Raw genomic sequence first — 13,662 nt, forward strand, 5'->3', positions numbered from 1 at the left:
GATCCGAATCAGGAAACATCGTCATGAACCGCACCAACATCCCCGCCATCGTCTTCGCCGGCCTCGTGATCGTCGGCACTGCCTGTGGCGGCGACGGGAACGCCGACGGCAGCTCCTCGCCGACCGAACCGTCGACCACCGAACCGTCGGCCGGTCACGACGACGGCCACGACGACATGGCGGTCATGATCGACGGCGTGGATTACCACTTCGAGCACGTTCCGGAGTCGGTCGATGCGGGGACCCGGCTCGGGTTCCGCAACACCTCGGCCTCGGAGCTGCACGAACTCGTCGCCTTCCGAGTCGACTCCGACATGCCGCTGGCCGAGTTGCTCACGTTGCCGCCCGACGAACTCGAGGCGACGCTCGGCGCCCCGATCACGGTACTGCTGCAGCCGCCGGGCGCCCCGGAGCCGATCATGGCGGTCGGTGACGGCACCCTCACGGATCCGGGGCGCTACGTGCTGATGTGCTTCATCCCGATCGGCGCCGATCCGGACGAGTACTTGGCCGCGGTCGCCGCGGCCGGGGGCGGTAAACCCGAAGGTGTCGCCGGTGGTCCGCCGCACTTCACCGGCGGCATGTTCGCCGAGCTCGTCGTCGAGTGACCCGCCGGGGCCCGTCGGTCGGTGACGCTCGACGGGACCCGGCCGCCGCCGGCACACACACCCATCACCACCGACATCTCCGCCTGTCGCCCAACGGGTGAAGTTCTGCACCGGGAGGTTTCGCCCGCGGGCGCGCGGGATATCGCCGATGCCATGACGCTCCGCACACTCCCCCACCCGACCGGGCCGTGGTCGCACCACGTCCGCGAGGTGCTGCAGCGACGGCCGGCGGTCCGGCCGAAGACCCTGCCCTACGACCGGTTCGACGACGACGCCCAGCTGGCGTGGTTCCTCCTGAACTGCGTGAGCTATCAGGGGTGGGAGGACGTCGACGATGACATCGAGTGGGATCCGGACGTGATCGCACTCCGACGACGGTTCGAACGATGGTTCATCGACGAGATGCGACGGCGATGCGTCGATGGCCCGACCGACCCGCGCGGGGCGGTGCAGCACGCCCTCGCTCCCGGCGGCACGCCCGGCATCGCCGGCTACCTCGAGCACGACGGCACCGCCGACCAGGTTCGTGAGTCGCTGCTGCTCCGGCTGCCGTACCAGCACCAGGAAGCCGACCCGCACACGTGGGCGGTGCCTCGTCTGCGAGGCGAGGTCAAGCGAGCGCTGTGCGACATCCAGGCCGGTGAGTACGGGGTCGGGCACGACAAGACGCACGCCGAGCTGTTCCTCGCGTCGTTGGAGGGCGCGGGCGGCCCCGCGACGTCGGAGGCGTATCCGCTGCTGCCGGGAGCCGCGTTCGCCACGTTCAACTTCGTGACCGCTGCCGGCATGAACCGTTCACTGCGCGGCGCAGTCGTCGGCCAGCTCGCCCTGTTCGAGATGGACTCGGTCGATCCGAACCAGAAGATGGTGCATGCCTGCGAGCGGCTGGGGCTCGGCGACGACGTCCGTGCGTTCTTCCAGGTGCACGTGCTCGCCGATGCCGAGCACGAGGTGATCGCCGCTCGGGCGTTCCTCGACGAGTTCCCCCTCGAGGAGCCCGACCAGGTCGAGAACCTGCTGTTCGGCATCAGGGTGCAGTCGCACATCGACGGTGTGTTGGGCGCCCACGTGGTCGGCGCCTGGCAGCAGGGCCGGAGCGCGCTGCGGTCGCCGACCGCCGTGACGTCAGCGCGAACCGCCGCGTGAGCAGGCTCGGCCGTGAGTGCACCGCGGTCGACCTCACCTCCGACTCGGGTCGCCCGACGGGCACGGATGGGGCGATGGTGCGACTCACGCCGGTGATGGGGCCAGCCGGTCCTCGACGAGTTCTTGGAGCGGCAGCAACGCCGCACCGAGGGCGACCGCGTCGCCACCGAGTTGGCTGATCTCGAGTCGGACGACCGACGCCGGCCGGACGAGGCAGTTCGCATCGACCTGTTGGGCGAGATCGTCGAGGCGAGCTCCGGCGAGCGCGAGACCGACCCAACCGCCGAGCACGATGACCTCCGGGTTGAACAGGTTGACCAGGTTCGCGAGACCGATCCCGAGGATCTCGATGGTTTCATCGACGACGCGAGCGGCGGTGTCGTCGCCCCGATCGGCGAGATCGAGCAAGCGGGCCAGCTCGCCTTCCTCATCGACCGTCGTCGGCGCTCCGGCCTCCGCCCACCGCTCGATGATCGAGGTGCCGCCGACGTAGGCCTCGAGACAACCGGCGCCGCCACATCGGCAGGCCCGGCCGCGGACGGCCACCTTCGTGTGTCCCCACTCGCCCGCGCTGCCGGTGAGCCCGCGGAGCAACGACCCGTCGTGGAGGAATCCCGCTCCGATGCCACGACCGACCAGCGCAGCGATGCAGTGCCGTGCCGACTTCGCCGCACCGAGCCACGCCTCCGCCATCGCCATCGTCTTGGCCCCGTTCTCCGCGAACACCGGCAGCGATGTGTCCGGGAACAGTTCGCGCAGGTCGATCGGCTGCCACCCGAGGCTCTGCGTGTCGACGGTGGTACGTCCGTCCGGCGTCTGCTCGACCACACCGGGGAGTCCGAGACCGACGCCGACCACGCGACGATCGACCACCGCGTTCCGGTCGCGGAGTGACGAGACCGCCTCGGCGAGGGCGTCGCGGATTGCGTTCGGGCCGAGGGATCGACGCTGCACGCGGACGAACACGCGGTCGGTGCGGTGGAGTTGAAGGTCGAACAGTTCGGCGGTGATGCCGTGCTCGCCGACGTCGGCACCGATGAAGTACGCACTGTCGCCACGCGGGGAGAGTCGCGAGATCGGCCTGCCACCGTCCGACGGGATCTGACCGATCTCCTCGACGAGGCCCTCCTCGATCAGGTCGGTCACGACGTTGGTCGCCGTCCCGGCAGAGAGCGAGCATTCGCGTGCGAGCGCCGCTCGGGTGCTCTCGCCGGAGCGCAGCAGCGCGCGCAGGACGTGAGCGCGGTTGCGTCGCCGAAGGTCTCGCACCGTCGCGCTACGCGACATCGGAACCGACCGCTTCGTCGAGCGCTCCATGCCCGAGTCTCTCAGACGTCGTGCTGTCGGCCCGGTCTCGGACGTCGAGCCGCCGGAAGGCGACGCCGCCGGCCGGACCTTCGACACGCACGACGTGGCGGCCAGACCGGACCGGCCCCGGGCTTCGCGCCACCCAACACCCGTCGGATGCCGTGACGTCGAGGCCGACCCCGTCGACCACGACCAGCGGCGCCGTTCCGTCGATGGTGGATCCGTCGGCCGGCCACACGTCGATGTCGAGCGCGGCGGTGTCGACGGACTCGATGTCGTAGGCGACCCAGTCGCCCTCGGCGAGCACCACGGTCAGATCGGGGTCGGGTGTCCCGTCGGTGTGCTCGAACGCCGGCAGTTCGTCGAGGTCGCCGAGCGTGATCGTGACCGCGTCGTCGGAACGGAACCCTGACAGCGGCGTGGCGTCGGACGTGTCGTGCGATCGACCGGGGCCGGCGAAACCGAATGCGGTGGCGGGCAGCGAGATCGGTACTCGGCGAAACAGGGCCCGGACGATCTCGGGGCGATACGTGCAGCGGTCGATGTGCGACGCGGCGACCAGATCGCACAGGGTGGCCCACGCATCCTCCGAAGGCGGTTGCGGTCCAGCCCCGTTCGCGTAGGCGACGATCTCCGCCCAGCCCGACGGTGCGTCGATCGAGCAGGGGGACGTGAGCGTGTCGATCTTCTTCCACGGCCAGAAGTTCCATCCGATGCCGTGATCTTCGTAGAGCTGGAACGCGGTCGCCAGCCAACTCGTGTTGTTCTCGCCGCCTTCGCCCATGTAGATCGGCAGGCCGAGCCGCTCGCCCACGTCGATGAACTGTTGGATGGTCGGGCGGTCGGGTGGCGACCAGTACTTGTGGAACTGGAGGACGGAGTTCGGATCCCACACCTCGTCGAAGATCGACCAGTTCGTCGCCCAGTGGGAACCCTCGTACATGATCAGGTGCTGCGTGTCGACCCGACGGATCGCCGCGCTCAGACGGCGGTAGAGCGCGGCGAGTTCGGCGGCGTACCGGTGTTGCCACTCGTTGGGAAGTGGCTCGTTGAGGAGGTCGTACCCGAGCACGGCCGTCTCGTCGCGGTAGCGGGTCGCGAGCTCGACCCAGAGCCGTTCGGTGAGTTCGACGTTGCGTTCGTCCATGAACAGTTCGGGTTGCCCGTTCGAGTCGTCGATGTTCGTGCCGGTCTGGCCACCCGGTGCTCCGTGCAGGTCGAGGAGCACCCACAGCCCCGCGTCGCGGCACCACCCGATCAGCCGGTCGATCAGCGCCATGCCGTCGTCGAGGATCGCTCCGTCGGGGTCCATGACGACCCGCCAGTTGATGGGGAGGCGGACGTGGTCCATGCCTTCGGCCGCGATGCGGTCGATGTCGTCGGCGGAGATGAACCGGTCACGGAAGTCGGTCCAGAACCGTTCGGCGCGCTCGGACCCGACCAGTTCGACGACGAGCGCTTCGATCTCGCGGGCAGATTCGCGCCCGGGCGAGAGTCGCCACATGTAGCCCTCGGCGAGCAGCCAGTTGCCCAGGCCCATGCCGCGCAGCAGCAACGGGGTGCCGGACGCGTCGACGACTCGACCGTCGCGCACGGTGACGAAGCCGGCGAACCGGTCGGCGGCGCTCACTTCAGCCCCGACATCGTGAAGCCGGCGACCACGAAGCGCTGCAGCGCGACGAAGATCAGGATCGTGGGGATCACCATCAGCGAGGCACCCGCCATCTGCAGGGGCGGGTTCACGGATTGCTGCTGGTTGAGGAGTGCGAGTCCGACCGACAAGGTGTAGTTCTCCTGTTTTCCTGCGATGACGAGCGGCCAGAGGAAGCTGTTCCATCCGGCGATGAACGTGAGGATCGTCTGGACCGCGAGGATCGGCTTCGACAGCGGCAGGACGATCGAGTAGAAGATGCGGAATTCACCGGCACCGTCGAGGCGGGCCGCCTCGAAGACCTCGTCGGGAAGGGTCTCCATGAACTGACGGAACAGGAAGATCCCGAACGCGCTGACCAGGGTCGGGACGGCGATGCCGACCACGGTCCCGGTGAGCCCGATCTTGTTGAGGATGAGGTAGGACGGGATCAACGTGACCTGGACCGGGATCATGAGGGTCGCGAGCACCACGAGGAACATCACGTTCTTCCCCACGAAGCGGTAGCGGGCGAATCCGTAGCCGGCCATCGCCATGAAGGCGAGCCCGACGAATCCCACGACGACGACGATGATCGTGTTGGTGAGGTAGCGGCCGAACTCGAGGTCGCGGAAGAGCGTGACGTAGCTCTCCCAGGTGGCCTCGTCGGGGAGCACGGTCGGCGGGTACGTCCGCGCCTCGCGGAGCGGCTTGAACGACGTCGTGATCATCCACACGAACGGGAACGCGGTGAGCAGCGCACCGATCGTCATGATCACGCCGATGACGAAGCGTCGACGTGACTTCGTGCCGCTACGAGGCATCGTTCCTCCTGAAGAGCCGAAGCTGGGTGGCGGTCACGACGAGGATGAGGCAGAACAGGGCGACCGTGCCGGCGCTGGCGTAGCCGAACTGGTTGCGACTGAAGCCCTCCCGATAGATGAACAGTGAGACCGACGTGGTCGCGCCGACGGGGCCGCCGTCGGTGAGCACGAACGGTTCGTCGAAGAACTGGAGCCACGCGATCAGCGTGGTGACGGTGACGAACATGAGCGCGAATCGCAGGAGCGGGAAGGTCACGTACCGGAACTTCTGCCACTCACCGGCACCGTCGAGCGCGGCCGCGTCGTAGTACTCCTGCGGGATGTTCTGGATCGCGGCGAGGAAGATGATGCTGTTGAGTCCGGTCGCCCGCCAGACGGCGACGATGCCGACGGAGAACTTGGCGACGGTCGGGTCGCTGAGCCAGTTGACCTTGGGGAGCCCGACCGAGTCGAGGAGGTAGTTGAGCAGCCCGAACTGGGTGTTGTACAGCAGGCCCCACACCAGCGAGATCGCGACGATCGCGGTGATCGCCGGCAGGAAGTAGAAGGTGCGCAGCGCCCGGAACCACCGGTTGGTGCCTTGGGCGAGACCGAAGGCGATCGCCAGCGAGATGGCGATGATCGCGGGCACACCGATCACGATGAACGCGAGCGTGACGCGGATCGACCGCCAGAAGTCACCGTCCGACAGCAGGGTGCGGTAGTTCTCGAGCCCGACGAACGACACGTTGTCGCGGTTGGCGAGCCCGGCGATGTCGAGGTCGGTCAGGCTGACGAACCCGGCGACGACGATCGGGAGCACGCCGAACGCGAGGAGCAGGAGGAGTGCCGGCCCGACGAAGACGTACGGCACCGCTCGGCGACGGATCGCCGACCGGTGCCGCAGCTTCGTGGCCGGGAGCGTTCCTCGGTCGTCTCGCATGCTCCCGATCTGCATCGATGTCAGCCCGTCATCGACTCGACGGCCGCGTACAGGTCGGCGAGCGCCGTGTCTCGGTCGGCGCCGGTGAGCGCGATCGAGTTGAGCGTGTTGAGGATCTCGCTGCCGACGGCGTCCCACTGCGGGTGGAGCGGCAGCAGGCGCGAGTTCGCCAGTTGGTCGGCGTAGACGGAGACCGTCTCGCTGTCGCCGGCCTTCAGCTCGTCGAGCGCTCCCGTGACGGCCGGCAGTTCGTTGACCGCTTCGTACCAGGCGAGCTGGGTCTGCGGATCGGCGAGGAAGTTGATCAGCTCGAGGGCGGCCTCGGGATGCTCGGAGTTGGCCCAGACGCCGACGTTCGAGCCGGCGAACAGCGACGTGTTGTCGACGCCGGCGGGCACGGTGGTGACGCCCCATGCGCCGTCGAGCTCTGGCGCCTGATCGCGGATGGCGCCTTCGAGGTACGGGCCGGAGACCAGCATCGGTGCGGCGCCGGTGATGAAGCCGAGTGCCTGGTCGAAGTCGGAGTTCACCGGGACCACGCCCTGGTCGTGGAAGGCCAGATAGTGATCGACGGCCGCTTCGAACTCCGGCGTCTGCAGATCGATGGCTCCGGTGTCGTCGATCACGTCACCGCCAGCTTGCCAGACGTACGAGATCGGCAGCGGCGCATCCCATTGCGGGATGTAGTAGCCGTACTCGTCGCCACCACGCTCGGCGAGCGCGGCCGCGACCTCGTGGATCTCGTCCCATGTGGCGGGCGGGGCGTCGTAGCCGGCCTCGGACAGGACGTCGGAGCGATAGAACAGCACCCGGGTGTCGCTGACCCACGGGAAGCTGGCCACGGTCCCTTCGGGATTGAGCGCGGCCTGGCTGACGCCGCTCGGGAAGTTCGAGTCGGCGAGGTTCGGGTAGTCGGCCACCATGCCGCTGACGTCCATCAGGGCTTCGCCGGCGAGGAACGTCGGGAGCAACGACAGGCCGATCTGGGTCACGTCGGGGCCGTCGCCGCTCGCGACCGCGGTGGTGAGGCGGTCGTTGACGTTCTCCCACGGGATCGCCTCGACGTCGACCTCGATGCCGGTCTCGTCGGTGAACGGCGCGACCAGCTCTTCGAAGGCCCCGGAGTTGTCACCCATGATCCAGAAGGTCAGGGTGGTGCCGGCGAGGTCGGGTTGGTCGTCGGACGGCTCGGCCGTGTCGTCACCGGTCGACTCGGGGGTGGTGTCGTCGGTGGTGTCGGTGGCGGTGGCTTCGTCGGACGCGGCCGGCTCGGCCGGGCCGGCATCGTCGTCGTCACCACCGCAGGCGGTGAGAACGAGCGCTGCAGCGAGCAACGCCGCACCGGTGTGCTTGAGTCGAATGTTCATGGTCCCCCCTCGAGGATTGTTTCCGTTGATGGTTGGTGGCGGTGTGTCGTGCTGGTGTTCGTGGGTGCTGTCGGTGTCGGTATTGGTCGACGGTTCGGCCGGTGTCAGGGCGAGGCCGAGTGGCCGGCGATGTGAGCTCGGTACCAGTGCGCGCTCGACTTGGGGATTCGCTGCTGGGTGGCGTAGTCGACGTACACCAGCCCGAATCGTCGGTCGTAGCCCTCGGCCCACTCGAAGTTGTCGAGCAGCGACCAGGCGAAGTAGCCGCGCACGTCGATGCCGTCGGCGATGGCCTGGGCGACGGCTCCGGTGTACGCATCGAGGTACTCGACACGGTCGCGATCGTCGACTCGACCATCGGCGTCGACCTGATCGTCGTAGGCCGCACCGTTCTCCGTGACGTGGAGCGGCAGGTCGGTGTGCGTGGCAACCCGGCGCAGCACGCAGCGCAGCGACTCCGGTAGGAACGACCAGCCGAGGGCGGTGGGCGCCGGCTCGGCGTCGGTGATCACGGCGCCGAGGTGCGGATCGCCGGCATCGGCGGCGACGACGTGTCGGTGGTAGTGGTTGACGCCGGCGAAGTCGCACGGTGCGGAGATGATGCCGAGGTCGCCGGGCTGGATCGCCGTACTCAGGCCGTGCCGGTCGTAGAGGTCGTGAACGTCACTGGAGTATTCACCGCCGTACACCGGGGTGAGGAAGGTCTGGTTCGCGTTCGCGTCGACACGGCGAGCGGCTGCGACGTCGTCGGGGTGATCGCCGGCCGGGACGACGTCGGTGATCAGATTGGAGATGCCGAGCGCGACACCGCCGTGCCGGCCCTCCCGGATTGCCCGGACAGCCAGACCGTGGGCGAGGTTGAGGTGGTGCGCTGCTCGAACCGCGTCACCGAGGTCGCGTCGTCCGGGTGCGTGCGCACCGGAGTGGTAGCCGAGGAACGAGGAGCACCACGGTTCGTTCAAGGTCACCCAGTCGGTTGCCAGGTCGCCGAGCGCATCGACCGTGAGCCGTGCGTACTCGGCAAACCGTTCGGCGGTGTCACGTGCGGGCCACCCACCTGCAGCTTCGAGGGGCGACGGCAGATCCCAGTGGTACAGCGTCGCGACCGGCCGAATGTTCCGTTCGTGGAGACCTTCGAGCAGGTCGCGATAGAAGCGAACGCCTTCCGGGTTGAGCGGGCCGTCGCCGGCGGGTTGCAGTCGGGCCCAGGAGACCGAGAACCGGTAGGCGGTGATTCCGATGTCCGCGGCGAGGTCGAGATCGGTGCGCCACCGGTGGTAGTGGTCGCAGGCGACGTCACCGGTGTCGCCGTTGCGAGTCAGGCCCGGCGTGTGGCTGAAGTCGTCCCAGATCGATGGGCCGCGGCCACCCTCGGCAGCGGCCCCCTCGATCTGATAGGCAGCGGTCGCAGCGCCCCAGAGGAATCCGGTCGGAAAGGCACCCGGCGACGTCGCGTCGGAATCGGTTCGGGTGGTGGTGGTCGATTCGCTCCCCATAAGTTATGACTTAGATTAAGTACCAACTTATCCCCCTGTCAAGGACATGTTCGGCCGGGCGGCTGCACTCCCGGGCCTGAGTCGGGGCCGGTGCGAGTGTCAGTGTGGGTATCGATGCGGGTATCGGTGTCGACGCCCGTCGCGCTCACTCGACGATCGCCGATCGGCCGACACCGGGTCCGAAGGGACGGATTTCGTCAGGCTCGAGCGGGCGCGCAGGCCTGAGCGCGCTGCGGTCGCCGGACGTGATGCGGGCCGACCTCCCGGCCGCCTGAGACGACGCGTTCGGGTCGGCCGGCGGCGCGAGACACTTGCGTCCGACACGTCTGGCGGTCAAGGTGTCGGCGTGCGTATCGCTGTTCCCACAGAATCCGACGGCGAACGGCGGGTTGCGGTCACCCCGCAGGCGGCACGTCGTTTGATCGCCGACGGTCACGTGGTCGTCGTCGAGGCCGGCCTCGGGGAGCGTGCGGGTTTCTCCGACGCCGCCTACGCCGACGAGGGGGCCGAGGTCGCGTCGGACGTGTTCGTCGACGCCGATGTGGTCCTCGTCGTCGGCCCGCCGACACCGGCCCAGGCGACCCGGTATCCCGACGGCACCACCCTGGTCGGATTCCTCGACCCGTTCGCATCGAACGACCTGGTCCGCACCCTCACCGAACGTCACATCACCGCGTTCGCGGTCGAGGCGATCCCGCGCACCACGTTGGCGCAGGGCATGGATGCCCTGTCGTCGCAGGCCTCGGCAGCCGGCTATCACGCCGTGCTCCTCGCGGCGACGGAGACGCCTCGTATCTTCCCGATGATGATCACCGCCGCCGGCACCATCCCACCGGTCAGGTTGCTGGTGCTCGGGGCGGGCGTCGCCGGCCTCCAGGCGATCGCCACGGCGAAACGGCTCGGCGCGGTCGTGTCGGCGTACGACGTCCGCCCCCAGGTGCGCGAGCAGATCGAGAGCCTCGGCGCCAAGTTCATCGCGGCGCCGGTCGACGAGTCGGCGGCGTCGTCGTCGGGGTATGCCAAGGAGCTCACCGACGAGACCCAGCGACGCCAGCAGGACGCACTGTCCCCGTACGTCGCCGATGCCGACGTCGTCGTCACGACCGCACAGGTTCCCGGTGGATCGGCTCCCCTGCTCGTCTCACGCGAGATGGTCGAGCGGATGCGGCCGGGTTCGGTCATCATCGACGTCGCAGCGCCGACCGGCGGCAACTGCGAGCTCACCCGCCCGGGCGAGAACGTCCGTCACGGCGGCGTCGTCGTGATGGGCCCGACCGACCTGGCGAGTCGGGTCGCGATCGATGCCAGCGAAATGTACGCCAAGAATCTCGGGGCGTTCCTCGCCCGGATCAGCGATGAGGATGGACACGTGACACACGACTTCGACGATCAGATCGTGAGCGAGGCGTGCATCACCCACGACGGCGCGGTCACCCACCCGGTGACCCGTCGGATCCTCGGTCTGGAGCCCCGGCAATGAGCCCGTTCATGGTCGGCGTCACGGTGTTCGTCCTCGCCGCGTTCGTCGGGCTCGAAGTGATCTCCAAGGTGCCGCCGACGCTGCACACCCCGCTGATGTCGGGCGCCAATGCGATCTCGGGCATCACGATCATCGGTGCGATCACCGCAGCCGGTCTGAGTGACGGCACCACCGCTCAGGTGCTCGGGTTCGTCGCGGTGGTGACGGCGACGATCAATGTCGTCGGGGGGTTCCTGGTCACCGACCGCATGCTCGAGATGTTCAAGAGCCGGTCCGACCGGAAGCGGCCGAGCGAATGACCGACGCCCTGTATCTCGCATCCGCGGTCGCGTTCATCGTCGGGTTGAAGCAGCTCGGCACGCCGCGCACCGCTCGCGTCGGCAACCGGATCGCAGCGGCCGGCATGCTGGCCGCGACCGTGATCACCCTGGTCGCGGAAGACATCGTGAACTGGACCACGGTCGTCGCCGGCCTGGTCGTCGGGGCGATCATCGGTGCCTGGTTCGCGGTCAGGGTCCAGATGACCGCGATGCCGCAGATGGTGGCCGCGTTCAACGGGTTCGGCGGCATCGCGTCGGCGCTGGTGGCCGCGGTCGCGGTGATCGAAGCCGACCTCGGTTCGATTGCGGCCGAGACCAGCGTCTCGATCCTGGTGTCGCTGGTGATCGGTGCGATCACGTTCACCGGCAGCTTCATCGCGCTCGGCAAGCTGCAGGGCGTGCTGCCGGGCCGGCCGCTGCTGTTCCCCGGCCAGCAGGTCGTCAACGGTCTGTTGGTCGCCGGGCTGCTCGGTGTGGCGATCTGGGGTGGCGTGTCGGGCGCGGCCGCCGGCTACTGGGCGGCGTCGGGTGCCGCGCTCGCGATCGGGGCCCTGGCGGTGGTCCCGATCGGTGGTGCCGACATGCCGGTCGTGATCTCGCTGTTGAACTCGTTCTCCGGGCTCGCCGCCGCGGCGGCCGGTTTCGCGATCGAGAGCAACGAGTTGATCATCGGTGGTGCGCTGGTCGGCGCCGCCGGGTTGATCCTCACGGTGCAGATGACCGAGGCGATGAACCGTTCGCTGGCCAACGTGCTGTTCGCCGGCTTCGGCTCAGGGGGCGGTGGCGAGGGCGGCGCGGCGACGATGAGCGACCGGCCGGTCAACCGGGCGACCGCCGACGACGTCGCGATCGCACTCGGCTACGCCGACTCGGTCATGATCGTGCCCGGGTACGGCCTGGCCGTCGCCCAGGCGCAGCACGCGGTGCGAGAGTTGGCCGACGCCCTCGAGGAGCGTGGGGTGACGTTGCACTACGCGATCCATCCGGTCGCCGGTCGCATGCCGGGCCACATGAACGTGCTGCTGGCCGAGGCGGACACGCCGTACGAACTGCTCCTCGACCTCGACCATGCCGATCCGATGTTCCCGCAGACCGACGTCGTGCTGATCCTCGGCGCCAACGACGTGGTCAACCCGGCGGCTCGCGACGACCCGTCGTCGTCGATCTACGGGATGCCGATCCTCAACGTCGACCGCGCGGCCCGGGTGATCGTCGTGAAGCGGAGCCTCTCCCCCGGCTTCGCCGGCATCGACAATCCGTTGTTCTACGACGACAAGACGCTGATGTTCTTCGCCGACGCCAAGGGCGCCCTCGAAGACACCCTCGCCGCCCTCAAGCAGCTCTGACCGCGCTCCGGTCGGACCCGCCGTGACGGGACCCTCGGGCCTCGCCGACGTGGGAGCAGCCGCGCGACACGAACGCTCCGATGCTGCTGTACGACGGCCTCGCGAGCGGCGAGAACTCTCGCTCGATCGGCGAACTCCGCATGCCGGCGTCGCGCTGACCGGCCGCGTGGCCGAGATCAGGTCGTGAGGCGGATCTGGAGTTCGGCGGCGCGGAGCGGCCGGTCGCTGCCGGTCCGCTCGGCGAGGCCGAGGCAGGCGTCGGTGAACTTGATCGTGTGATCGTCGAGCGACGCGCCGGCGCGGTGGGCGAGGTCGGGCCCAGCCGCCGGCAGCGGCGTGGGTGCGCCGGGCCTCCGGTCGAACGCGACCGCTGCGGCAGCGACGAATCCCGCCACCGCCGCCTCGAGCTGCCGCTGCCCCGCCTCGTCGAGATGGTCGAGGAGCACACGCGCCATCGTCGGGACGGTGACGCCGTGGAGCAGCGTGAACCGAGCGAGCCCGTCTTCGTTCGCGAGGTAGCCGTCGAGAGCTCGCTCGGCGAGCCGGTCGAGGGTGTCGTGTGGCCGCTCGCTGCGCCGGAGCGACGCCACGACGTCGACGAACCCCGGCTGCTCGGTTGCCATCGACAGGGACGTGGTCAGCAGGCCGGGCACCGGTTCGAACGTGGCGAGTGGCGCCAGGGCGGCCGACCAGTCATCGATCGATCGGTCGCCGGTGAGCGCCCCGGGCGTGGGCAGGCCGGTGTCGGCACGCCACCTGACCAGGGCGGTCCGGAGCTCGTCGATGCGAACGGCGGGAACGTGACCGTCGGCCTCTGCCCGCTCGATGCCGCGCACCGCGTGCGCCGTTCGGAGCAGGCAGTGGCCGGCGCCGGCGGCCGCCGACCCGACGAGGTCGGGGAGGAACTCCCCGACGAGGTCGGGGAGGAACTCGTCGAGCAGGCGTCGCCAGTCGCCGCCACGCTCGGGGGGCGGGGTTCGGGGTTCGAGCCGGGGCGCGTAGGCGGTGACGAACGGGTCGACCCACTCGGAGGCGCCCATGTGGTCGAGCGCCTCGGTCGCCATCGGGCCGTGGTTCGACAGGCCTCCGCCGTAGGTGCCCCGGGTCGCCAGGAACTGCCGGAGTGCGTCGTCGTACGTCATGAGCGAGGTGGAAACGGTCATGCTCCTGTTGTACGACTTCAAGTTCAGTTGAAGTCAAGATGCGTCCGACGAA

12 protein-coding genes are annotated in these 13,662 nt (G+C 68.9%); 5 read left to right on the forward strand and 7 right to left on the reverse strand.

Going from position 1 to position 13,662, the window contains the following annotated elements; translation table 11 throughout:
• Nucleotides 1-23: 23 nt before the first annotated feature.
• Together R8G01_13180 and R8G01_13185 are read left to right on the forward strand one after the other, a co-directional pair.
• Nucleotides 24-608 (forward strand): hypothetical protein, encoded by a 585-nt coding sequence (locus R8G01_13180; GenBank protein ID MDW3214949.1) that lies wholly within the window; start codon nt 24-26, stop codon nt 606-608.
• Between the two features lie 153 nt (nt 609-761).
• The gene (locus R8G01_13185) at nt 762-1,754 is read left to right on the forward strand and encodes an iron-containing redox enzyme family protein (GenBank protein MDW3214950.1); all 993 of its coding nucleotides are present in this window, start codon (nt 762-764) and stop codon (nt 1,752-1,754) included.
• An 84-nt stretch (nt 1,755-1,838) separates the two neighbouring features.
• Here the strand turns inward: R8G01_13185 and R8G01_13190 are convergent, their stop codons facing one another.
• The 6 genes from R8G01_13190 to R8G01_13215 all read right to left on the reverse strand — a co-directional run bounded on the left by R8G01_13190 (nt 1,839) and on the right by R8G01_13215 (nt 9,301).
• The gene (locus R8G01_13190) at nt 1,839-3,041 is read right to left on the reverse strand and encodes an ROK family transcriptional regulator (GenBank protein ID MDW3214951.1); all 1,203 of its coding nucleotides are present in this window, start codon (nt 3,039-3,041) and stop codon (nt 1,839-1,841) included.
• Complete coding sequence (locus R8G01_13195) at nt 3,031-4,692, reverse strand: cellulase family glycosylhydrolase (protein MDW3214952.1); 1,662 nt, start codon at nt 4,690-4,692, stop codon at nt 3,031-3,033. Before R8G01_13195 ends, R8G01_13190 begins: the two co-directional genes overlap by 11 nt.
• The gene (locus R8G01_13200) at nt 4,689-5,516 is read right to left on the reverse strand and encodes a carbohydrate ABC transporter permease (GenBank protein ID MDW3214953.1); all 828 of its coding nucleotides are present in this window, start codon (nt 5,514-5,516) and stop codon (nt 4,689-4,691) included. Before R8G01_13200 ends, R8G01_13195 begins: the two co-directional genes overlap by 4 nt.
• A complete protein-coding gene (locus R8G01_13205; GenBank protein MDW3214954.1) occupies nt 5,506-6,438 on the reverse strand; it encodes a sugar ABC transporter permease in 933 nt (310 codons plus the stop codon). The genes R8G01_13200 and R8G01_13205 overlap by 11 nt, the downstream gene beginning before the upstream one ends.
• A 20-nt stretch (nt 6,439-6,458) precedes the next feature.
• Complete coding sequence (locus tag R8G01_13210) at nt 6,459-7,805, reverse strand: extracellular solute-binding protein (GenBank protein MDW3214955.1); 1,347 nt, start codon at nt 7,803-7,805, stop codon at nt 6,459-6,461.
• 104 nt (nt 7,806-7,909) lie between these two features.
• Complete coding sequence (locus tag R8G01_13215) at nt 7,910-9,301, reverse strand: GH1 family beta-glucosidase (protein MDW3214956.1); 1,392 nt, start codon at nt 9,299-9,301, stop codon at nt 7,910-7,912.
• A 346-nt stretch (nt 9,302-9,647) separates the two neighbouring features.
• On the opposite strand from R8G01_13215, the gene R8G01_13220 reads away from it, so the two are divergent.
• From R8G01_13220 to R8G01_13230, 3 genes are read left to right on the forward strand one after another with little or no spacing between them, the layout of a single operon-like run.
• Nucleotides 9,648-10,781, forward strand: coding sequence for a Re/Si-specific NAD(P)(+) transhydrogenase subunit alpha (locus R8G01_13220; GenBank protein ID MDW3214957.1), 1,134 nt, complete (start codon nt 9,648-9,650; stop codon nt 10,779-10,781).
• Nucleotides 10,778-11,080: an NAD(P) transhydrogenase subunit alpha gene (locus R8G01_13225; protein ID MDW3214958.1), complete on the forward strand. Its 303-nt coding sequence runs from the start codon at nt 10,778-10,780 to the stop codon at nt 11,078-11,080. The genes R8G01_13220 and R8G01_13225 overlap by 4 nt, the downstream gene beginning before the upstream one ends.
• Nucleotides 11,077-12,447 carry an NAD(P)(+) transhydrogenase (Re/Si-specific) subunit beta gene (locus tag R8G01_13230; protein MDW3214959.1) on the forward strand — a complete coding sequence of 457 codons (1,371 nt, stop codon included), beginning with the start codon at nt 11,077-11,079 and terminating at the stop codon, nt 12,445-12,447. Before R8G01_13225 ends, R8G01_13230 begins: the two co-directional genes overlap by 4 nt.
• 176 nt (nt 12,448-12,623) lie before the next feature.
• On the opposite strand, the gene R8G01_13235 is transcribed toward R8G01_13230, so the two are convergent.
• Complete coding sequence (locus tag R8G01_13235) at nt 12,624-13,610, reverse strand: hypothetical protein (protein ID MDW3214960.1); 987 nt, start codon at nt 13,608-13,610, stop codon at nt 12,624-12,626.
• Nucleotides 13,611-13,662 lie beyond the last annotated feature (52 nt).

The organism is Ilumatobacteraceae bacterium (assembly GCA_033344875.1).
In the GTDB taxonomy this organism is placed as follows: domain Bacteria; phylum Actinomycetota; class Acidimicrobiia; order Acidimicrobiales; family Ilumatobacteraceae; genus Ilumatobacter.